This window comes from Escherichia sp. E1V33 (assembly GCF_004211955.1).
Classification (GTDB): domain Bacteria; phylum Pseudomonadota; class Gammaproteobacteria; order Enterobacterales; family Enterobacteriaceae; genus Escherichia.
On the sequence record NZ_RHJI01000003.1, the window covers coordinates 102,743 to 123,100 of the forward strand.

The window sequence follows — 20,358 nt, forward strand, 5'->3', positions numbered from 1 at the left end:
GCGGGAAGGAGCCCGCCATCTGCGCTATCAAAACAGCGTATCCAGCTCTGCCAGTACGTTGTAGTCGTCATCAGTCAATAACAACGTTTTCCATTTGTCGAAGGTCAGGCACGGATGCGATGTGCCAAACACCAGAATATCTCCCACTTGCACGTCGCTGTTGGCAGCCAGTTGCAACATGCAGTGCTGATCCATAATGCCTGTACTGCGAATCGACTGTGGATCAAATGTCAGTGATTTGCCGTTGCGATAGTGGGCGACTGGTTGCGGCAGTCCGGCGTCGAAGGCGCAATCACGCTTACCAAAATTAACTACCGCCCGATCGGCTTCTGGCACCGATTGCACCATGGCGACCAGTTCCAGTGCAGATGTGAGATCGCCAGCCAGATCGCAAGCCACTGGATCACGAGCGATCAATTGCTGTTGTGCGGTGTCGTAGATCCCGGTGTCGTGAGTGATATAACAGCCAGGGCGAATAACAATGCGGCAGTTATCAGGTTTTTCTGCCGCCAGCCAGATGTTGCATACCACGTCATACCAGACAGTGCCTGCTCCGGTGAGAATAAACTCGCCATCAACCAGACTCGCCATATCACAGGCCAGTTGTGCGGCATCCCGCAGCAGAGCTTCTACCTGCGGTTGTGGATCGTCACCGTGTAAAACGCCTTCATATAACTCAAGCCCCCGCAGGCGTAATCCCGGTAATTGGGCCGCTTGCTTAGCCAGTGCCAGTGCGGTATCCGTTGAGCGGCAACCACAGCGTCCGCCGGGAACACCCAGTTCAATCATCACGTTCAGCGTCTGTTGCTGGCTGGCAAAAAAGGCAGATAAAGCGCGGGCGTTCTCAATGCTGTCAATGCAGCAGATAAAATCGACCGTCGGGTAATGCCGTTGCAACTGGGCGATTAGCTGCATATTCGCCTTGCCGACCAACTGGTTAACCATCAGCACACGCTGGATACCGCTCGCCATTGCTGCACCAGCCTGCCATGCGCTACCCACTCCTATTGCCCAGGCGCCTGCGGCTTGCTGCGCCTGAAAAATCCAGGGCGTCATGGTGGTTTTGCCGTGCGGTGCCAGTGAAACGCCACGCGCGTCTGCATAACGCTGCATCCACGCAATGTTGTTCTCCAGGGCCAGCTTTTTAATGATCGCGGCAGGTAAACAAACATCTTCGGCAAGGATATTTGCGGGCATTTGCATCAGGGCAGATTTATGGGGAACCAGAGGCTCGGAATGGTATTTCATAACATTCACCTTTTGAAGATTTCACCGTGTCGGATTTTGGTATCATTAATAACTGCTTGAAATATATCCATTTAGTTTATTTATCTTATGGTTTATGAATAAAAGTATCATAAACTCATATGAGTTTTGCGTAGTTTTCCACTGTTTTTCATTCTTGTAAATGGTTAACTTGTCACCATTGCAGAAATGGAGTGACGAACATGCAGGTTGACTGGTTATTCAAAAATGTGACGGTTATTGACGGTAGCGGCGGCCCTGAATTTTGCGGTGACGTGGCAATAACAGGCGATCGGATTGTCGATATTGCCCCTGCGCTTAACGTTACGGCGCAGCAGGTTATTGACGGTGAAGGACGGGTGCTGGCACCAGGGTTTATCGACGTTCATACCCATGACGATATCAACGTTATCCGTATCCCGGAGTATCTGCCAAAAATTAGCCAGGGGATCACAACCGTGATTGTTGGCAACTGCGGGATCAGTGCCGCGGCAGCGAAAATGAAAGGCGAAGTCCCTGACCCGATGAATCTGTTGGGGGAAGCGGAGCACTTTATTTATCCCTCCGTTGAAAGCTATGCCCAGGCAGTGAAAGCAGCCAGGCCGTCACTGAACGTTGGCACGCTGATTGGTCATACGGCGCTGCGTAATAACCATATGGACGACCTGTTTCGCCCGGCGACGGCGGATGAAATTGCCGCTATGCGTGCCGACTTACGTCTGGCGTTGAGTCAGGGGGCGCTGGGGTTAAGTTCCGGGCTGGCCTATGCCACGGCATTTCAGGCGACTACCGAAGAAGTCATGGCGCTGGCAGAAGAACTGGCAGGCGAGAGGGGCGTTTATACCACCCATCTGCGTTCTGAATTTGAACCGATTCTCGATGCCCTGGATGAAGCGTTTCGCATTGGGCGTCATGGCAAAGTGCCTGTCGTGGTTTCCCACCATAAGTGCGCCGGGGCGAAAAACTGGGGGCGGACAAAAGAAACATTGGCCTTTTTTGACCAAATGCGTCAACACCAGGAAATTGGCTGCGATGTCTACCCTTACTCAGCCAGTTCTTCAACGCTGGATCTCAAACAAGTCACCGACGAATTCGATATTGTGATCACCTGGTCACAAACGCATCCGCAGCAGGCGGGGAAAACACTGGCACAAATCGCCATCGACTGGCAGATGAGTATGCTGGAGGCCGCGAAGTTGCTGATGCCTGCCGGGGCTATCTATTACAACATGGACGAGCGCGACGTCCGCCGAGTGTTGAGTTATCCGGTCAGCATGATTGGCTCTGACGGCCTGCCCAATGATCCCATGCCGCATCCGCGTTTATGGGGCGCTTTCCCTCGCGTGCTGGGTCACTATTGTCGTGATGAAGGCTTATTCCCGTTGACCACGGCTATCCACAAAATGACCGGGCTTTCTGCCAGCCGTTTTCGTCTGCCCCAGCGTGGGCTGGTGAAAGTCGGCTATTTTGCGGACCTGGTATTGTTCGATCCACAAACCATTCGTGATGTTGCCAGCTTTTCTGATCCCAAACGCCCGGCAGATGGCATTGAGGCGGTGATGGTGAACGGCGTTATGAGCTATGGTCGCGATAAACACATTACAGGCCGTGCGGGACGTTTCCTGCGCCGCCAGACCTCACATTAAGGAGTGAATATGAGCATTAAACGTTACGGTACGGAAGGTGGAACAGGCACTGGCGGGCAGCATTTGCCTTTTGCCAGGGCGGTTGAGGCGGGCGGCTGGCTGTACGTCTCCGGGCAAACGCCCATGAAAAACGGTGAAGTGGTAGAAGGCGGTATCGTTGAACAGTCACGACTGGCGATCCAAAACTGTGTCGACATCATGACTGAAGCCGGTTATAGCCTGGCGGATGTGGTTCACGTGAAAGTGATCCTGACCGACGCCCGCTATTTCCAGTCATTTAATAAAGTATTCAGAGAATTTTTTGGCGAGAATCCGCCTGCACGTATTTGTTGTGTGGCTGATCTGGTTGTCGATTGTAAAGTCGAAGTCGATGTGACCTGTTATAACGCGACCCGCTAATAAATTTAAGAATAAAAAACAGACCGCAATTGAGTGCTGAATACATTCAGCACTCCGGGAACTCTTACATTAATTTCTCTCTACTGGCAGGATGTGAATTATGAACAGTCATATCTTTTTAGTCGGCTTTATTATTTATGCCATCGCCATGATTTGGCTTGGTTGGTTTGTTTCTCGTAATCAGAAAAGCGGAGAAGATTTTCTGCTGGGCGGGCGTTCGCTGCCGCTGTTTCTGACGCTAGGTTCAACCGTTGCCACGATGGTTGGCACGGGCTCCAGTATGGGCGCGGTAGGCTTTGGCTATAGCAATGGCTGGGCCGGAATGCTTTATGGCGTCGGTGGAGCTGTAGGTATATTGCTGGTGGCGTGGCTGTTTGCACCGGTACGTAAATTACGTTTTATGACCATGAGTGAAGAACTCTCTTATTATACTGGCGGTAGTCATTTAATTAAAAATATTGTCGGTCTGATGATATTTATTGCCTCTATTGGCTGGCTGGGAGCGCATATATTAGGTGGCAGTATGTATCTTGCCTGGGCGACGGGTATTGATCTTACTGTGGCAAAATTAATTATCGCCTTAGCCTTTGCGATATACGTTATTATCGGCGGTTATTCGGCGGTAGTGTGGACAGATACCATTCAGGCATTAATTCTGTTCTTTGGCTTTATATTAATGGCTATTCTTGCCGTTGTTCACGTTGGCGGCTGGAGTGCGATTGAACAGGCGATGGACCCAAAAGCGATGAGCCTGTTTGCGATTGATAAAATGGGCGTGCTGCCTGCGCTTTCGCTGGCGCTGGTTATTGGTGTAGGTGTGCTGGCCACACCGTCTTATCGTCAGCGTATTTACTCAGGTAAAGATGTCCCTTCTGTACGCCGTTCGTTTGTCATTACTGGCGTGCTGTATCTGTTCTTCTCGATTCTGCCTGCCATTATCGGCATGGCGGCGTTCACCATGAACCCGAATCTGGAAAACAGCAACTACGCCTTCTTGTTCGCGACCAGTTTCTTACCTGCCATTCTTGGGCTGGTGGTACTTATTGCCGGGCTTTCAGCCACCATGTCTTCCGCCAGCTCTGATGCCATCGCGGCGGTGGCGATTATGATGCGCGACGTCTACACCATGATTACCGGCAGAATGCCGCCGGAGAACAAAGCCATCACTTACTCACGCTGGATGTTGACCTTTGTTATTGGCCTGGCGCTGGTCTTTGCTCTGACCTCTAACGACATCATCAGCTACATTACCAAAATGATCTCGATGCTGATGTCCGGGCTGTTTATCTGCTCGATTCTCGGTCGCTTCTGGCTGCGTTTTAACTGGCAGGGGGCGCTGGCGGCGTTAGTGAGCGGTATGGTGATGTCAATTGTGGTGCTGATGAACGCCGACTGGCTGGCGTACTGGGGTAACCCGTGTATTCCGTCAGTGCTGGGCAGCCTGGTCGCTGGCGTACTGGTGACGCTGGTAACGCCAGCAAGCGAGGTCAGCCGGGAAGAAGCTCTGGCCATCATCACTAATGAGCGTGAAAACCAGAGTGTTGTGATCACCAAACCTGAAGAGGCATAACCGATAGTGCTAATCGCCAAGTGGCTGGCGGTTAGCGCCACCCCGGTGGCTGTCTAATGCCAGTTTTATCCGCCGCAGGCGATCTTTCGCCTGCGCTTTATTTGCCATAGCCAGCTCTGTTGCCAGCACATCGATCATCGCGAGCATTGCGTAACGGGAAGGCGTGGGCTTAAAAATGTAATCACTTTCCTGAACCAGTAACGGCAATACCAGATCCACCTGTTCTGCCAGTGGTGTTTGTGCAGGCGTAATGGCGATAACACGAGCGCCATAATGACGGGCGATTGCGGCGCTTTCGATGATTTCTGGCGTATAGCCACCGAGTGAAAGAACTATCACCACATCCTGCGGCATAACCGCTGAACACATCATTCTCATCATTAGTGAATCGTTCTGACTGACCACTGGCAATCCCAGGCGGAACAGACGGTACTGGATCTCCTGCGAGCAGATGGTCGAACCACCGCCAGTTCCCAATGCAAGAATTTGCCGCGCCTGGCTTAACCAACTGACTGCCTGGCTGATGGCATTCATATCCAGCGAACGACGATGCGTTTCCAGCACGCTGATAATTGATTCGTAGATTCCCTGAACACCGTCAAGATCCGGTACATCGAGAATAAACCGCTGCCCGATGGCCAGTGACTGTGCCAGTTTGACTTTCAGCTCACGAACATCTTTGCAACCCAATGCTCGGGCAAAACGCGTAACCGACGCCTGGCTGGTTTGTGTTAACCGCGCCAGCTCGGCGATAGGCAGTTCCACGGCTGCGGAGACGTCATCAAGGATAAATTGTGCGATACGCTTTTCAGTGGCGGTTAACGCCATAAACCGTTCGGTAATGCAGGAGATGATATCGATGCTATAAGCCATGGGAGTATCACTGATTCAATAAAAACTGGTACTTTGTACCATAAAGAGTCGCGCCAGAGTGTGACCCTCATAAAAAATGTAAGTAAGCAGCGACAAAAAACAGCTCAACACCGCTTCAGATCATAAAGTTTTCTACCACCAGGCCGACAACCTGAGTATCAGGTCTGGAGGAAAGAGAAACCATGTTAAAACGTATTAAGATCGTGACCAGCTTATTGCTGGTTTTGGCCGTTTTTGGCCTTTTACAACTGACATCAGGCGGCTTGTTCTTTAATGCTTTAAAAAATGACAAAGAAAATTTCTCCGTTTTACAAACCATTCGTCAGCAGCAATCCACGCTGAATAGCAGCTGGGTCGCGTTGTTGCAGACACGTAACACTCTCAACCGCGCGGGTATCCGCTACATGATGGATCAGAACAATATTGGCAGCGGTTCAACCGTCACCGAGTTGATGCAGAGTGCCAGTATTTCGCTGAAGCAAGCGGAAAAAAACTGGGCGGACTACGAAGCGTTGCCGCGTGACCCGCGTCAGAGTGAAGCGGCAGCCACTGAGATCAAACGTAATTACGATATTTATCACAATGCGCTGGCGGAGCTGATCCAGCTGTTAGGCGCAGGCAAAATCAATGAGTTTTTTGATCAGCCGACTCAGGGATATCAGGACGGTTTCGAGAAGCAGTATATGGCTTATATGGAGCAAAACGATCGTCTCTACGATATTGCCGTCAGCGATAATAATGCTTCCTACAGCCAGGCGATGTGGGTGCTGGCAGGCGTGTTGATCGTCGTGTTAGCCGTCATTGTGTCCGTCTGGTTTGGTATCAAAGCCTCTCTGGTAGCACCAATGAATCGCCTGATCGAAAGCATTTGTCATATTGCTGACGGGGATTTGGTAAAACCCATTGAGGTGGATGGTTCTAACGAAGTAGGACAACTGGCACAGAGTTTGCGTCATATGCAAAGTGAACTGATGCGTACTGTCGGAGATGTACGTAACGGTGCTAATGCCATTTATAGCGGTGTCAGCGAAATTGCCACGGGGAATAACGATCTCTCATCACGTACTGAGCAACAAGCGGCTTCACTGGAAGAGACTGCGGCCAGTATGGAGCAACTGACTGCAACGGTGAAACAGAACGCCGAGAACGCACGTCAGGCCAGTCATCTGGCGTTAAGTGCTTCTGAAACCGCGCAACGTGGCGGCAAGGTCGTGGATAACGTGGTACAGACGATGCGCGATATCTCCACCAGTTCGCAGAAGATTGCCGATATTATCAGCGTTATCGATGGTATTGCCTTCCAGACCAACATTCTGGCTTTGAACGCGGCGGTTGAAGCGGCGCGCGCGGGTGAGCAAGGGCGTGGTTTTGCGGTAGTTGCGGGGGAAGTGCGTAACCTGGCGCAGCGTAGCGCCCAGGCGGCCCGTGAAATTAAAAGCCTGATTGAAGACTCAGTAAGTAAAGTGGATGTCGGATCTACGCAGGTCGAAAGTGCCGGGGAAACCATGACCGAGATTGTCAGCGCCGTAACACGCGTTACTGACATTATGGGAGAAATCGCTTCAGCCTCTGATGAGCAAAGCCGTGGTATTGATCAGGTTGGTTTAGCTGTTGTTGAAATGGATAGAGTAACGCAACAGAACGCTGCGTTAGTGGAAGAGTCTGCTGCCGCTGCCGCCGCGCTGGAAGAGCAGGCCAGCCGTTTGACCGAAGCCGTGGCGGTGTTCCGTATACAACAAACGCAGCAGCGCCAGCATGAAGCTTTGCCAGTGGTAAAAACCGTCACGCCAGTTGCGTCGCGCAAAGTGGCAGTGGTGGATAACGGAGATAACTGGGAAACGTTTTAATTGCCATGAAAAATGCCCGATAAGCGATGGCTTATCGGGCAAGGGAAAATTACTCTTTATGTGGATCGCTAATTGGCTGATGTACCATGAAGATGTACGCCATCGCACCTGCCGCGGTGACACAACCGCAGATAATCAATGCCAGGCGAAACGAATTGGTGGTATCAACAATAAAACCAGTAACGACTGGCGCGAAAGAGGCGCAAATGAAGCTGGCAAAGTTCTGGATACTACCCACCGTCGCAGCCATGCGAGAAGCTACTGCTACGTGGACCAGCCCCCAGCCGGATGTTCCGGCAAAGTGCAGGAAGAACAGCGCCATGCCAATCAGCAGAACCGCTGTCATGGGCGTTGTCGCTTGTGGTACTACCAGAGTAAAGGCGGCTGAACAGAACATCCCGGTAACAATACATATCTTACGATTCTTAATCGGATCCATCCCCCTTTTGACCAGCCAGTCGGTCGCATATCCGTTGAGCAGCATCCCTGTTCCCCCAAACATAAAAGGTATTGCCGCCATCAAACCGGTGCTTTTTAAATCCAGGTGATAGACTGTTTGCAGGTAACCTGGCAACCAGGCAATGTACAGCCACCCTGCATAGTTCATACCACTGAAACCGAGCATCATTCCCCACATTGTGCGGTTACGAAACAGGCTGCGCCATTCGGCAAAATTGAGTGGATCGCGGCGGGTATTGACGCTACCGCTGTTAAGATAGGTTTGTTCAACGGCGGTCAGTGCTATCTGCTCACGGTTGCGATAGAGCATAAACCAGGCGATGGCGAGAAAAATGCCCAGTGTGCCAATGGAAATAAACATTCCACGCCAGCCGATGGCCAGCATCATCGCTGCCAGAATCGGTGGGCTTAAGGCAATGCCAAGGACGGAGGCCGCGTTGAAAAAGCCCATCGGACGCCCACGCTCTTTGATGTTGAACCAGTCGTTAATGACTTTGACACCACACGGATTCATCGGTGCTTCACCGAGTCCCATGCCAATACGTACCAGCACGAACTGTGTGAAGTTGTGTACCAGGCCAGACATTGACTGGAACAGCGACCAAACGATCATCCCTAGCCCAAGTATCAGTCGGGGGCCTTTACGGTCCAGCAGCACACCGCTGGGCAACTGCCCAATCCCGTAAGAGAGCGAAAACACGGAGAGCAACGCACCGATTTCGGTGGCGTTTAACCCCAGTTCTTGACGAATAGTTAAATTCGCAACTGACAGCGAGCTGCGATCAAGAAAGTTTATTACCGCTGCAACAAATAACAATAACATGGCGATGGTTCTGATGCGTTTAATTCGGGGGCTGCATTGAGCTAATTTCTCTGGCTGCTCGGGTATATTTTCCGATAACGAACTAAACGAAGAGCGTGGTGCGATGGTAATATTTCCTTTTTTCACGCCGGACTCCTGTATTCATATTTAATTATTGCGCAATAATATATTGCGCAAGGTTGATGTTAATGGCAGATGAAAGGTATAAACTTTCACTACCGCTCACAAAAATATTTATAGTCGACTGATTGTGAGAATAAGTAAGCGGGAATTTTTCTGTGTTTATATTTTGATAAAACCGTGCGCAAGATAATGGATTGCTGTTTTTAATCTGTACTTAATGAGAGAACCGTTTGTTCTTATTGATGGAGCGAATCATCGATTGTTTGGCTGAATTTAAATGACTACGTAGTGTGATGATGGCATCCAGGTTACTACGGCATATCAAAGCGCATAGAATGGTCATATGTTCATCTATAGCAATAATCTTGCGCTGCTTGAGATCGCTTTCATCCCATTGCAGATGAAAATGAAAGATAACTGAGATTATTTCAAACGAGTGGTCAAAAAAGATATTATCGGTCGCTGAAAGAAGTAGGGCGTGAAAATCTCTGTCCAGTTGTGAGAACATGCGAAAGCTGCTGCCGATGTTGTCTCGTAGCATCCGGTGACGTTCGAGCATGGTTTTTGCCTCCAACCAGCGTGGATCATTATCAGGCAGGTTGAGAAAATGCTTAATTGAGTGCGTTTCAAGCATTTCACGCAGTTCAAAAAGCTGTTCGGCGTAGGACTGGTCGAATGGCTTCATGCTCCACTGGCCGCGTTTTTCACTTTGAATGAAGTTATAACACCATAATTTTGAAATATATTTCCTTGCTGTCATTGAGCTAACTCCAGCCGCTCGTGCCAGTTGTAGCTCAGAAAAAGTTTCCCCAAGGAGTAACTGACGCTGATTTATCATCGTGAAAAAAAACTTCTCAAATACTTTATTTTGTTCATTCATCAAAGCGGTGGTACAGGCAAATCCGTCATTATGATCAGGTTTACGCGCGATGACGTATTCGTTTCCTGACTGGGCAATGACACCGCATTGATGTAAATGGCTAAGAATATGACGTACCGTAGTTCGACTGACACTGTACATTTCCGCCAGTGCGCTTTGCGAAGGGAGTGGGGAAGGGATATACCCACGAGCCATATCATCAATGAACTGGTTAATCACACTGTGGCGCAAATTTTTCGAACGACTCATATTTTCCTCCTTGTCGCGCCATTAAAACCCGATTTAATACATTTTTATGTGTGTGTTTTCACAAAATGGATTTTACGTTGTGCTGGTGTTTTTTATTTTTATGAATATCTAAGAAAATGAAAAAATGGAGAGCAGAATCATGTCTAAGATAAATATATTAATTTGTCAGAAACCAAAGGAGTTAGTCTGGAAACAACGTGAAATGCCTGTTCCTGGTGACAAAGAAGTATTAATAAGAATAAAGTCTGTTGGGATTTGTGGTACCGATATTCATGCCTGGGGTGGAAATCAACCATTTTTTAGTTATCCACGCGTTTTAGGCCATGAAATATGTGGGGAGATTGTTGGATTGGGAAAAAATATTGCTGATCTTAAAAATGGTCAGCAAGTTGCGGTTATCCCTTATGTTGCCTGTCAGGAATGCCCTGCGTGTAAAAGTGGTCGCACCAATTGCTGTGAGAAAATTTCGGTCATTGGTGTGCATCAGGATGGCGGATTTTGTGAGTATTTGAACGTGCCGGAGGCGAACATTTTGCCTGCTGAAGGCATTGACCCGCAGGCGGCAGCGTTGATTGAACCTTTCGCTATTAGCGCTCATGCGGTTCGTCGCGCAGCAATTGCGCCCGGTGAGCAGGTGCTGGTGGTCGGGGCGGGGCCAATTGGTCTGGGCGCGGCAGCAATCGCTAAAGCCGATGGCGCACAGGTGGTGGTGGCGGATACCAGTCCGGCGCGGCGTGAGCATGTGGCAACGCGTCTGGAGTTGCCCGTGCTGGACCCGTCAGCCGAGGATTTTGACGACCAGTTGCGGGCGCAATTTGGTGGTTCCCTGGCGCAGAAAGTGATCGACGCAACAGGTAATCAACATGCGATGAATAACACCGTGAATCTGATTCGTCATGGCGGCACGGTAGTATTTGTTGGCTTGTTTAAAGGCGAGTTGCAGTTCTCTGATCCGGAATTCCATAAAAAAGAAACCACGATGATGGGCAGTCGAAACGCCACGCTGGAAGATTTCGCGAAAGTCGGGCGGCTGATGGCGGAAGGGAAAATTACTGCCGACATGATGTTAACCCATCGCTATCCGTTCGCCACGTTGGCAGAAATCTATGAGCGTGATGTGATTAACAATCGTGAGTTGATTAAGGGCGTGATTACTTTCTGATAATGCGAGTTGCCTTGGAGCGCCCGGGGAAGAGTTGGGCACTGTTTTTTTCTTTTTCTCAATAATGTGTTGTAGGCTGGATGCGACGCTTGCGCATCTTATCCAACCTACAAATCTGTCAGTGATTACCCTTCACGCGCCACCACTTTGATTTCCACCATACCAATGCCGAGTTTACGCGGTGAATGTCCGAGAATATTCCCTTCGTTGGTTGAGACAGGTTCTGGCGGAACAATTACCAGCGTGTCGGCATCGGTTGGGTTCTCGAAATGGAGCGTGGTAGTGGTTACTTCATTGTCCAGCACGATGGTTTGTTCTTCATTGCCTACGCGTACCGGAATGGGACGGCTGGCGTTATTACCGTATGCTTTGGCGGTAATCACCAGATCAAATTTCTTCGGCAAAGGATGTTTGTACTCGATTTTCACTTCATCGCCTAGCTGCGCGTTGGACCAGCGTCCCCACGACTCCGGACGGGAAATCCCACTAAACTGTTTCACTTCTTCCGGCGCACCCGCAACGTTAAAAATGAAACTGTCGGCTTTGTAGCGAATATCGTTATCGACAATCTTCAGCGTATCGACATTGCCTTTGTAGCGTTCCATATCGATGACGGTATCTTTAAATGCGGTTTTGCCCTTCCACGTCGTTTTATCAACATGTTGAACAATTTGCTGACCACCAAGCTGCCCCTGGGACACACACCAGTCCGTGGAGAGTGCCAGCTCCGGCGCCCATAGCTGAGCCATCTTGTAGCAACGATCAACCCAGACGAAATTGTCGCGCGGAGCAAAATCGGCCAACTGGAAACGCAGTGGGGCCGAGTATTCGCTTTCTGGCAGTGGCTCCACACGTTTATCTGACACGCGTAACAGCAGCGGCAGACGGAAATGGGTACCCGAGAAGGCGATCATGTTTTTATTCTGATCGATGGTGAACTCTTTCATCTCGGTGGGGAATTTCCACAGACGAATGATATCGGGCTTCCACGCCAGCACTTTCTCTTTAATGTTGAGGAACACTTCCGACATTGATTGACCAGATAGGCTACTACGCCCAAGGCCAATAAAGTTATCGCCACCGAGAATATCCAGCACTGTAGCGCCGTTATCCATAGTGTTGCGCTTCACCGCCAGCGTCTCTTGCTGTGGCTTGTCGCCACGGATGACGAAAAACAGGTTGTTGCGATCCTGTTTATTAAGGTATTTCCACGCTGTGTTGTTCATCGCCAGGTGGTCAGAAGAAACCACAATAACGGTATCCTTAAACCACGGGGAGTTTTTGATTTTGTCGATAAACGCGGCGATGTTCTCCTGACTGCAACTTACCGCGCTAAATGACTGGTTCGGTTTACCATCAAAATCATATTTTTTACGGTTACAGGTGCGAGAGATAAAACCATCCGGGTGATGGGTATCAACCGTCAGGGTAAACAGTGAGAATCGCTGACCAGAGCGGGAAAGCTCTTCAAACTTTTTCCACGCTTCATCGAGCACGGTATCGTCGTAGAATCCCCAGTCGTTGCGATAATGCGGGTCCGCCACCACACTTTTCAGCTCTTCAGCGCCATACAAATGGTCGAAGCCGTGTGATTTCAGGAACACATCTTTACCCGCAAAACGCAGGTTAGCCCCTTGCACAAAATAGTTCTGATAACCTGAGTTTTTCAGGATATCGCCAAGACAGATGTTCTGCGGGAAGAAGCTGGAAACCGAGGCGGAGGCGTTACCTTCAAATGGGGCAAACAGTGGAATGCCACACTGAGAAGCCACCATGCCCGCGATAGTGTAATCCGTTCCCGGCAGTTGCTGAGTATGGCTGAAATCGAGTCCTTCATTTTTCAGCGCGCCCAGTTCGGGAGTGAGGTCCGGGAAAGCGTCGTTATCAAAATAGGTCCGCTCCAGGCTCTCACCATAGATATAAACCAGGTTAAGTTTTGGCGCAGGGATAGTTTTCGACGGTTCTTTATAATAAGCCGCAAAGTCAGGATCGCCGTCGCGTGACTGGGATTTTACCAGTTCCGTTATCTGGCGAAACGCCGGGCTGGCGTCCACAGAACCCAGCGCCAGTAAGAGTGCCAGCAGGCTGTAGCCAAAATGGTGAGGATGATGACGGCGTCGGCGTAGGATCCAGCCCAGCGCGCCGAAAACTACCGCCAGCGCCAGCACGATGCCTACTCCCGGCAGGATATACTTGCTGACACCAGCACCGGTCAGGCTGTTAGTTAAGGTATAGAGCACCGCGTCGTTAATGCCGTCGCCAGTAAAATAGTCACTGGCAAACAGGGTAATGTTTAAAACGACAAATAGCCCCAGCACCGTTAACGTGGCGGCAAACCACCAGGTGTTACGTCCCGCTTTCCATGCGTAGATCAGCACAGAGGCGAGAAATAGGGCGAAAGAGAATAGTTCTGACAACGGGCGATCCTCACTAAACAGGCAGTTCAGCCGATGTTTAAGATTTTTTGAGAAACACAATGTAATGGTGCTGCCATATTGCTGCAATTCTAGTGTCAAAAAAATGCGATGTTGTTAGGAATAAGTTTATAAACAGACTTTTTTGCGCAAGAACGCTTCCCGTGTAACAGAGGGAAAGACGTGCAGAAACAGGGAAAAGAGCGGGGAAGGGCCGCGTAAGCTTGTTAACAGCTAAAACGCGGCGTTATGTGGATCAGGAAATAAAGTTCAGACCTTGCTTTAACACCAGATCGCAGGCTTTGGTTTTTACCTTTTCTGCCAGAGGAGTCGTACCGATGTTATCCAGATTAAGCTGCTGACCATCTTTGGTTTTTAGCAAACCCTGAATGCCATCCAGATAGTTGGTATCTTCTTTCTGCTCTTCGCTGTTCAGGCCCAGCTTTTCCAGCACCTGGTTCTTGATGTTTTCTGCATCGGTAACTGAAGCCAGCTTTTGCTTCGCGCAGTATTGCAGAATGCCTGCGGCATTGTTCATGTTGTCTGCGCTTAACGCCTGGTTGCCACTACTAAGCAGGTTAGTTAATGAAGCGAGTGACCAACCGCCTTCCTGTGTGGTGCTGTCTTGGGTGCTTAACTCGCTGGCGGCGCTGGAAAGCGCATCTTTCCAGGATGCGGCATGCACCCCGGTGGAAATTAATGCGCCGGCGGCAATTGCGCAGCACAGAAGGTGTTTAACAGTTTTCATCATCATTACTCAAGGTGGAGTTGTGTCGCAGTATAGCGCCGGAAAGGAGGATTAATACTCTTTACCCGTTACCCGACTACGATAGCTATCCCAGTTAAAAATAACCCACAGACTGTTACCCAGGCGCATACGATCCATAACGCGCTCGCCCAGTAACTTGGTCATCTCTTCCATATTGCTGTTGGTCAGCATCCCGGTCGGGCGTTTGGAAGAAGAACGTCGATCGACGATCTGGTTGATGATTACCTTTTCATATTTCGATTCGGTCTGAACGCCGATCTCGTCGATCACCAGCAGATCTACGTTGCTCAGATCGTTGAGCAGTTGTTCTTCACTGGTGCCACTATTTCTGAAGGTATCTTTCATCGCCGACATAATATCGGCTACGGTGATTATCAACACCGATTTGCCGCGTAGCAGTAGTTCGTTGCAGATTGCCGCAGCCAGATGGTTTTTGCCAGTTCCCGGCTTGCCAGAAAAGATAAAGCTGGCGATGTTGCCGTCAAACTCTTCAACATACTGGCGCGCTTTGCTCAACGCATTCATCTGCCCTTCGCACTCAACACGATAGTTCTCAAAGGAGCAGTTTTGATGCAGTGGACGAATGCCGGAGCGGTTAAAGGTACGCTGCATTTTCATCGCCCGATTCTCGCGCTCAAGAGCGGCGGCGCGGAGCGCCCCTTGTTCTTTCTGCCACGCCAGAAGTTCTTCACCCGTTTTGAAGGCAGGTTTGATATGGGCAGGCATCATTTTTTGCAGGCGTTGCATCAGGTCGCCAACGTTTTTCATCGTTACCCTCTGAATCCTGGTGGAATTTGGCTGTCAGGTTCACTGACAGTGTTCACATCTCGTTTCGCTAATCCGCCATTGCTGGCACGACCGATTTGCAGGCTGCGCGCCAGTTTTTGTTGCCACTGCACATGATGGAAGACTTTGCCTTCCGCCTGCCAGTAAGAAATAAATGACGCCAGTTCTTCGGCGGTAACCGGCTCTCTTAGCGCCACGCCCCATAATGCCGCCTGACGGATAAAATCGGTATCGGGTTGCCAGTCTGGGTACATGGCGAATTTGCCCATCGGTACGGCAACGGGGACGGCTTGCGGTTCCTGATAGAGTTGATCGTCCAGGGCCACGTCACTTCCCGGACGAGTCAGTTTTTCTTCCAACGCCAGCAGTTCAGCAAGACGCGCGGGCGTAACGGCATAAAACGCCGGGGCGTTGTTGGCAAATACGGCAACCATGCCGCCTTCTGCTTTTGCCAGAACGGTTTGGTGATCGTGTACCAGGGCGTCAATACCTACGACGTCCGGGGTCAAAACTCTGGAAGACATACTGTTTCTCAATATGGAACGATGAACGAGAAGGGAGATTACTTTTATAGTAACACACGGATGAGGCCAGGCAGCCTCTCATCCATGTGCTTTAAGCGAGGCAATTTTATACGCGGGGGCGCTTGCGGTACAACCACAATCCAGGAACGGAAAGGCCGATGGATAACGCGCCAACAATTGATGAAGCTGTAAGAAAGTTAGTTAACAGGGTAATCATTAACGGCTCGCTGTAACCTAACTGACTGATTTTTACCGCTGAAATCATTGCTGTATACGCCGGAATGCCGGGGAACATAGGAATGACAGCCGCCACGGTAAAGACTTTCGGATGCGCCAGATACCAGCGCGACCACTGAATACCAATGGTGCCGACCAGTAGCGAAGCCATAAATGTCGACCACTCAATATTAAGTCCGGTAGTCATTAAAATCATTCGCGAACCATGACCCATCGCGCCAAGCAGCGCACACCAGCGTAATGCCCGGATTGGCACGTTGAACACCATCGCAAAGCCGACCGCTGGGATTGCCGCGAGAATCATATCCTCCGCCAATGCTAGTAGAAATTCGATTACACCCATCCGCGTAGCCCCCAAATTGTGAGTGCCATCACCACACCAACGCAGGTTGCCAGTGTTAGCAGACTGGCAATCGCCCAGCGTGCCAGTCCGGTATTTATATGACCTTTAAACATATCGGCTACAGCATTTATCAACGGAAAACCCGGCACCAGTAAAAGAACACTGGCCGCCATTGCCACAGTCAGCGTATGACTGAATGTCGGAAGTTGTAGAAGAAGGCCGGAAATTGTGGTGGCAGCGAAGGCGGTGATACAAAAGTTTATTTGAGGATGGAGGTGGCGTTGTGCCAGTAACTGGCGGATATACATGGCGATCATACTGGCGAAGAATGTAATCAACGCACCATCCCAACCACCGTTATTCAGTTTACAGAAACAGGCGCAAGAGAGTCCCACCATCAAAGCGACCAGCCAACGCGGATAGCGCAGGGGATGTATTTGGCTAAAACGTTTCTCAACACCTTTGTAATCCAGCAGATTATGTTCCGCCAGAATCACAATGTGTTGTACCTCAGTAACCATATGCATATTAATGCCGCGATCGTGGTTTTTGCGCGTAGATGTCAGACATTGACCATCTTTAATGGTGGTCAGTACGATGGCGTTGGAAGAAATGGAGCTTTCAACGCTGTCCATTCCCAGTGCACGCCCAAGTCGTGAAGAAAGCTCGTCAACCAGCGCGCTTTCCGCCCCGTGCTGTAAAAGAAATAACCCGCACTGGATACATAGCCGTGTAACGGCTCGCTGTTGCTCTGTTTGCATGACTCGTCCTTTGTCATAAGACGTGTTGCGTATTGTGCAAAAAATGAGAACCCTTTTGTATCATGAAGCATGGCTGTTTTGATGTTGGTTAAGATCAAAATTGCGCTGATTAATCCTGGTTGCGGTGGTTAAATCGCTGAAGGGAAGCGAGGCGAGTTTGGGATTGAATAAATAATTCTATGAATATTATCATTAAAATGAATTTATCATTTTGTTTTTACGCGTATGAGTAATGGCTGGTGAAATCAGTTTTTCGGCTCCAGGCAAGAAATACCCTTCAGTTTTTATTGGTTTTTTTCTTGATGTTCTGGCTAAAGGCTTTTCATTTTATTTTTATTCGTTATTTTAAATGATATTTTAAACTGATTGAATCTGAGGATTTTGATTAAGTATTTCTAACAACATAATTTAGATATTTTAAATGTGTCAGAGGTATTTTTCCAGGTTATTATTTGTTGCTAGTCTCCTGAAACATACAAAGGGTTTTTGTGTGGCTGGGGTAAACTGATATGAAGTGATGCTAAGGATAAATTATTCGCTCAATCTATTAATTTATTGGAATCATTTAAAGGATGAATATCCTGAATAAACCATCATAATTTATAGACAGTGGATGTGGAGGATATATGTTGCCAGGATGCTGCAAAAATGGAATTGTTATCAGTAAAATACCCGTTATGCAGGCAGGGTTAAAAGAGGTCATGAGGACCCATTTCCCTGAATACGATATAACGAGTAGCGCCTCTGCGGAGGAGTTGACCATATTACAATTACGTCGTGCTGGTTTAGTTATTGCCGATTTAGCCGGGCAAACAGAAGACCCGCGTTCTGTTTGTGAACATTATTATTCATTGATCTCACAATACCGGGAAATTCATTGGGTTTTCATGGTTTCGCGAGCCTGGTACTCTCAAGCGGTGGAACTGCTTATGTGTCCAACTGCGACGTTACTGTCCGATATCGAGCCCATTGAGAATTTGGTCAAGACTGTTCGTTCTGGCAATGTCCATGCAGATCGCATCAGCGCCATGCTGACTTCGCCAGCAATGCCGGAAATCCAGGAATTTGGTTATCGCACCGTGATTCTTACCCTTTCTGAGCGCAAGGTACTGCGGCTATTAGGTAAAGGATGGGGCATCAACCAAATAGCTTCATTGCTTAAGAAAAGCAATAAAACCATCAGCGCACAAAAGAACAGTGCGATGCGTCGGCTGGCAATTCACAGTAACGCTGAGATGTATGCATGGATTAATAGCGCACAGGGTGCAAGGGAACTTAACTTGCCTTCTGTTTATGGAGATGCCGCAGAATGGAACACAACCGAATTAAGAAGAGAAATGTCGCACTCATAGAAAAATGCGTCATGAGCAGTATCGGTATTGAGAGTTTATTCAGAAAGTTTGCGGGTAATCCTTATAAACTCTATATGTATACCAGCCAGGAGGCTTTTCAGGATGCTATGTCGCGGGTTTCATTTGCGGCGGTCATTTTTTCTTTTTCTGCCATGAGAAGTGAGCGCAGGGAGGGATTATCTTGTCTGACTGAGCTGGCAATCAAATTTCCACGTACCCGGCGTTTGGTTATTGCGGATGATGATATTGAAGCGCGATTGATTGGCTCATTGTCGCCTTCTCCTTTGGATGGTGTGTTAAGTAAAGCATCGACGCTGGATGTTTTTCACCAGGAGCTGTTTCTGTCACTAAATGGTGTTCGTCAGGCGACCGATCGACTGAACAACCAGTGGTATATTAATCAAAGCCGGACGCTGAGCCCGACGGAGAGGGAAATATTACGGTTTATGTCGCGTGGCTACTCAATGACGCAAATTGCTGAACAGCTTAAACGGAATATAAAAACGATCCGCGCGCATAAATTTAATGTGATGTCGAAACTGGGTGTCAGTTCTGATGCCGGACTGCTTGAGGCGGCAGATATTCTGTTATGTATGCGGATTTCTGAAACAAGCAATGTGTTGCATCCCTATTAATCTACTTAATGCCGGGTTTATCCTCCCGGCAGTGTTTTTATTTCAGCGTACAATCCCCACACTGTTGCACGTCCGGTAAGCGATAACGCTGGCAACAGGTGCGGCGCACCAGCAGGCCATCGCGCAGCACGACTGTGCGCCACAATGGATTATCTTCGCCGCTGGAGAACGTTTTCTCAAAGAACAGGGCATGGCGGAGCGATTCAACTAATGCTTCGCCAAGCAACTGCTTCATCTCGGTAAGATACCAGTTAATCAAATAACCGGTATTACTCCAGATGAGTTTGCCGTTAATTTCGCCTGTCGCTTCTAATGCCTGCACTACTGGGACAAGTGCCTGGCTGATTAACGTTTCCATTCGCTGCTGTGGCGAATGCGGTGTTGCGTTTTTGTCTTCACACACATCGACCCAGAAACAAGCGGCGCGTCCGGTTTCATGAAACTCAACGTGAAAATGTTCCGGCGACACATCTAATGCTTTTTCCTGCGTCAGTAGCGCCAGCATTAATGGTGGCACCATCAGGCCGATATACCATTGTGCCCATAGTGAGATCAGCGGTTTGTTCTCGCGGATCATCGTTGGTTGGTTGCGATAGATATGATCGGAATAGACCGCGAGTAGAGAACTTAGCGCATTCGGTGATGACCATTGCGCCAGCGTCATGGCGTTAAGCGGAGCGGGTTCATCCAGGCGGATAAACTCGAGCAAATGTTCACGATGTTCCACGATTGTCGCACGTACCGCTTGTGCAAGCGTCGGATCTTGCGGCTTGAGATGCGTTCGCCAGATAACATCTTCAAAAAGCGGTGCGGAACGATAGGCCATAATCGTGATAGCAATCTAAATGATAATGATTGCTAATCCTAACGATAGGTTTACCCGATAGCAAGGGATTTCTCTGGCTTGCAAATGATAAAAATTATCATATGATATTGGTTATCATTATCAGTGAAAGAGATTAAACCATGTTGCAACGTATGCTGGGCAGTGGCTGGGGAGTGTTGCTGCCGGGATTGCTGATTGCAGGACTGACGTATGCGGATTTATCGCCGGATCAGTGGCGGATTGTGATTCTGATGGGATTACTGCTGACACCGCTGATGTTGTATCACAAACAGTTACGGCATTACGTTTTGCTGCCATCGTGCCTGGCGCTTATTTCTGGCGTCATGTTGATGATAATGAACTGGAATCAGGGATGATAAAACAGGGAAGAAACAAGAGAGGAAGTAAAGATAATTGGTGCGAGGGGGGGGACTT

19 protein-coding genes and 1 tRNA gene (1 of these 20 running past the window's edge) are annotated in these 20,358 nt (G+C 49.2%); 8 read left to right on the forward strand and 12 right to left on the reverse strand.

All coding sequences use genetic code 11. From position 1 onward, the window contains the following. Positions 1-27: 27 nt before the first annotated feature. Positions 28-1,248: an amino acid deaminase gene (locus D9742_RS02175; RefSeq protein ID WP_130235850.1), complete on the reverse strand. Its 1,221-nt coding sequence runs from the start codon at positions 1,246-1,248 to the stop codon at positions 28-30. Positions 1,249-1,448: 200 nt separating this feature from the next. Between D9742_RS02175 and D9742_RS02180 the strand changes: the two genes are divergently transcribed. The 3 genes from D9742_RS02180 (at position 1,449) to D9742_RS02190 (ending at position 4,860) form a co-directional block, all read left to right on the forward strand. After that, positions 1,449-2,891, forward strand: coding sequence for a D-aminoacylase (locus D9742_RS02180; protein ID WP_130235851.1), 1,443 nt, complete (start codon positions 1,449-1,451; stop codon positions 2,889-2,891). A 9-nt stretch (positions 2,892-2,900) separates the two neighbouring features. Further along, complete coding sequence (locus tag D9742_RS02185; RefSeq protein WP_000023754.1) at positions 2,901-3,290, forward strand: RidA family protein; 390 nt, start codon at positions 2,901-2,903, stop codon at positions 3,288-3,290. A 100-nt stretch (positions 3,291-3,390) separates the two neighbouring features. Then, positions 3,391-4,860 carry a sodium:solute symporter family protein gene (locus D9742_RS02190; protein ID WP_130235852.1) on the forward strand — a complete coding sequence of 490 codons (1,470 nt, stop codon included), beginning with the start codon at positions 3,391-3,393 and terminating at the stop codon, positions 4,858-4,860. Between the two features lie 9 nt (positions 4,861-4,869). On the opposite strand, the gene D9742_RS02195 is transcribed toward D9742_RS02190, so the two are convergent. Then, positions 4,870-5,733, reverse strand: a complete 864-nt coding sequence (locus tag D9742_RS02195; RefSeq protein WP_130235853.1) for a MurR/RpiR family transcriptional regulator — start codon at positions 5,731-5,733, stop codon at positions 4,870-4,872. A gap of 182 nt (positions 5,734-5,915) precedes the next feature. On the opposite strand from D9742_RS02195, the gene tsr reads away from it, so the two are divergent. Beyond that, entirely contained in the window at positions 5,916-7,580 is a 1,665-nt protein-coding gene (gene tsr, locus D9742_RS02200) for a methyl-accepting chemotaxis protein (protein ID WP_130235854.1), read from the forward strand. A gap of 49 nt (positions 7,581-7,629) precedes the next feature. Here tsr and D9742_RS02205 read toward each other — a convergent pair whose 3' ends face one another. After that, entirely contained in the window at positions 7,630-8,988 is a 1,359-nt protein-coding gene (locus tag D9742_RS02205; RefSeq protein ID WP_130235855.1) for an MFS transporter, read from the reverse strand. 211 nt (positions 8,989-9,199) lie between these two features. Next, positions 9,200-10,114, reverse strand: a complete 915-nt coding sequence (locus tag D9742_RS02210) for a GntR family transcriptional regulator (protein WP_130235856.1) — start codon at positions 10,112-10,114, stop codon at positions 9,200-9,202. A 139-nt stretch (positions 10,115-10,253) separates the two neighbouring features. On the opposite strand from D9742_RS02210, the gene lgoD reads away from it, so the two are divergent. Next, positions 10,254-11,276: an L-galactonate oxidoreductase gene (lgoD, locus tag D9742_RS02215; protein WP_130235857.1), complete on the forward strand. Its 1,023-nt coding sequence runs from the start codon at positions 10,254-10,256 to the stop codon at positions 11,274-11,276. A 125-nt stretch (positions 11,277-11,401) separates the two neighbouring features. On the opposite strand, the gene opgB is transcribed toward lgoD, so the two are convergent. From opgB to D9742_RS02245, 6 genes are all read right to left on the reverse strand, one after another. Then, positions 11,402-13,693 carry a phosphatidylglycerol--membrane-oligosaccharide glycerophosphotransferase gene (opgB, locus tag D9742_RS02220; RefSeq protein ID WP_130235858.1) on the reverse strand — a complete coding sequence of 764 codons (2,292 nt, stop codon included), beginning with the start codon at positions 13,691-13,693 and terminating at the stop codon, positions 11,402-11,404. 253 nt (positions 13,694-13,946) lie between these two features. Further along, on the reverse strand, positions 13,947-14,441 hold the full coding sequence (yjjA, locus tag D9742_RS02225; RefSeq protein ID WP_130235980.1) for a DUF2501 domain-containing protein YjjA: 495 nt from the start codon (positions 14,439-14,441) through the stop codon (positions 13,947-13,949). A 48-nt stretch (positions 14,442-14,489) separates the two neighbouring features. Next, entirely contained in the window at positions 14,490-15,227 is a 738-nt protein-coding gene (gene dnaC / locus D9742_RS02230; protein WP_064530248.1) for a DNA replication protein DnaC, read from the reverse strand. A 2-nt stretch (positions 15,228-15,229) separates the two neighbouring features. Further along, positions 15,230-15,769 carry a primosomal protein DnaT gene (gene dnaT / locus D9742_RS02235; RefSeq protein WP_130235859.1) on the reverse strand — a complete coding sequence of 180 codons (540 nt, stop codon included), beginning with the start codon at positions 15,767-15,769 and terminating at the stop codon, positions 15,230-15,232. A 106-nt stretch (positions 15,770-15,875) separates the two neighbouring features. Then, the gene (locus D9742_RS02240) at positions 15,876-16,349 is read right to left on the reverse strand and encodes a threonine/serine exporter (protein WP_130235860.1); all 474 of its coding nucleotides are present in this window, start codon (positions 16,347-16,349) and stop codon (positions 15,876-15,878) included. Then, entirely contained in the window at positions 16,340-17,110 is a 771-nt protein-coding gene (locus tag D9742_RS02245) for a threonine/serine exporter ThrE family protein (protein ID WP_130235861.1), read from the reverse strand. Before D9742_RS02245 ends, D9742_RS02240 begins: the two co-directional genes overlap by 10 nt. 626 nt (positions 17,111-17,736) lie before the next feature. Here D9742_RS02245 and D9742_RS02250 point away from each other — a divergent pair. Both D9742_RS02250 and bglJ read left to right on the forward strand, forming a co-directional pair. After that, positions 17,737-18,462, forward strand: a complete 726-nt coding sequence (locus D9742_RS02250) for a response regulator transcription factor (RefSeq protein WP_130235862.1) — start codon at positions 17,737-17,739, stop codon at positions 18,460-18,462. After that, complete coding sequence (bglJ, locus tag D9742_RS02255) at positions 18,420-19,097, forward strand: DNA-binding transcriptional activator BglJ (RefSeq protein WP_130235863.1); 678 nt, start codon at positions 18,420-18,422, stop codon at positions 19,095-19,097. Before D9742_RS02250 ends, bglJ begins: the two co-directional genes overlap by 43 nt. Positions 19,098-19,134: 37 nt before the next feature. On the opposite strand, the gene fhuF is transcribed toward bglJ, so the two are convergent. Further along, entirely contained in the window at positions 19,135-19,923 is a 789-nt protein-coding gene (gene fhuF / locus D9742_RS02260) for a siderophore-iron reductase FhuF (RefSeq protein ID WP_130235864.1), read from the reverse strand. A 140-nt stretch (positions 19,924-20,063) separates the two neighbouring features. Between fhuF and D9742_RS02265 the strand changes: the two genes are divergently transcribed. Next, on the forward strand, positions 20,064-20,300 hold the full coding sequence (locus D9742_RS02265) for a DUF1435 domain-containing protein (protein ID WP_130235865.1): 237 nt from the start codon (positions 20,064-20,066) through the stop codon (positions 20,298-20,300). A gap of 38 nt (positions 20,301-20,338) precedes the next feature. Here D9742_RS02265 and D9742_RS23100 read toward each other — a convergent pair. Next, positions 20,339-20,358: transfer RNA gene (locus D9742_RS23100), tRNA-Leu, on the reverse strand (it continues 110 nt past the right edge of the window).

Coding starts and splice junctions, on each gene's coding strand:
- D9742_RS02175 (WP_130235850.1), bottom strand. CDS start 1,248: ATGAAATACCATTCCGAGCCTCTGGTTCCCCATAAATCTGCCCTGATG.
- D9742_RS02180 (WP_130235851.1), top strand. CDS start 1,449: ATGCAGGTTGACTGGTTATTCAAAAATGTGACGGTTATTGACGGTAGC.
- D9742_RS02185 (WP_000023754.1), top strand. CDS start 2,901: ATGAGCATTAAACGTTACGGTACGGAAGGTGGAACAGGCACTGGCGGG.
- D9742_RS02190 (WP_130235852.1), top strand. CDS start 3,391: ATGAACAGTCATATCTTTTTAGTCGGCTTTATTATTTATGCCATCGCC.
- D9742_RS02195 (WP_130235853.1), bottom strand. CDS start 5,733: ATGGCTTATAGCATCGATATCATCTCCTGCATTACCGAACGGTTTATG.
- tsr (WP_130235854.1), top strand. CDS start 5,916: ATGTTAAAACGTATTAAGATCGTGACCAGCTTATTGCTGGTTTTGGCC.
- D9742_RS02210 (WP_130235856.1), bottom strand. CDS start 10,114: ATGAGTCGTTCGAAAAATTTGCGCCACAGTGTGATTAACCAGTTCATT.
- lgoD (WP_130235857.1), top strand. CDS start 10,254: ATGTCTAAGATAAATATATTAATTTGTCAGAAACCAAAGGAGTTAGTC.
- yjjA (WP_130235980.1), bottom strand. CDS start 14,441: ATGATGAAAACTGTTAAACACCTTCTGTGCTGCGCAATTGCCGCCGGC.
- dnaC (WP_064530248.1), bottom strand. CDS start 15,227: ATGAAAAACGTTGGCGACCTGATGCAACGCCTGCAAAAAATGATGCCT.
- dnaT (WP_130235859.1), bottom strand. CDS start 15,769: ATGTCTTCCAGAGTTTTGACCCCGGACGTCGTAGGTATTGACGCCCTG.
- D9742_RS02240 (WP_130235860.1), bottom strand. CDS start 16,349: ATGGGTGTAATCGAATTTCTACTAGCATTGGCGGAGGATATGATTCTC.
- D9742_RS02245 (WP_130235861.1), bottom strand. CDS start 17,110: ATGCAAACAGAGCAACAGCGAGCCGTTACACGGCTATGTATCCAGTGC.
- D9742_RS02250 (WP_130235862.1), top strand. CDS start 17,737: ATGTTGCCAGGATGCTGCAAAAATGGAATTGTTATCAGTAAAATACCC.
- bglJ (WP_130235863.1), top strand. CDS start 18,420: ATGGAACACAACCGAATTAAGAAGAGAAATGTCGCACTCATAGAAAAA.
- fhuF (WP_130235864.1), bottom strand. CDS start 19,923: ATGGCCTATCGTTCCGCACCGCTTTTTGAAGATGTTATCTGGCGAACG.
- D9742_RS02265 (WP_130235865.1), top strand. CDS start 20,064: ATGTTGCAACGTATGCTGGGCAGTGGCTGGGGAGTGTTGCTGCCGGGA.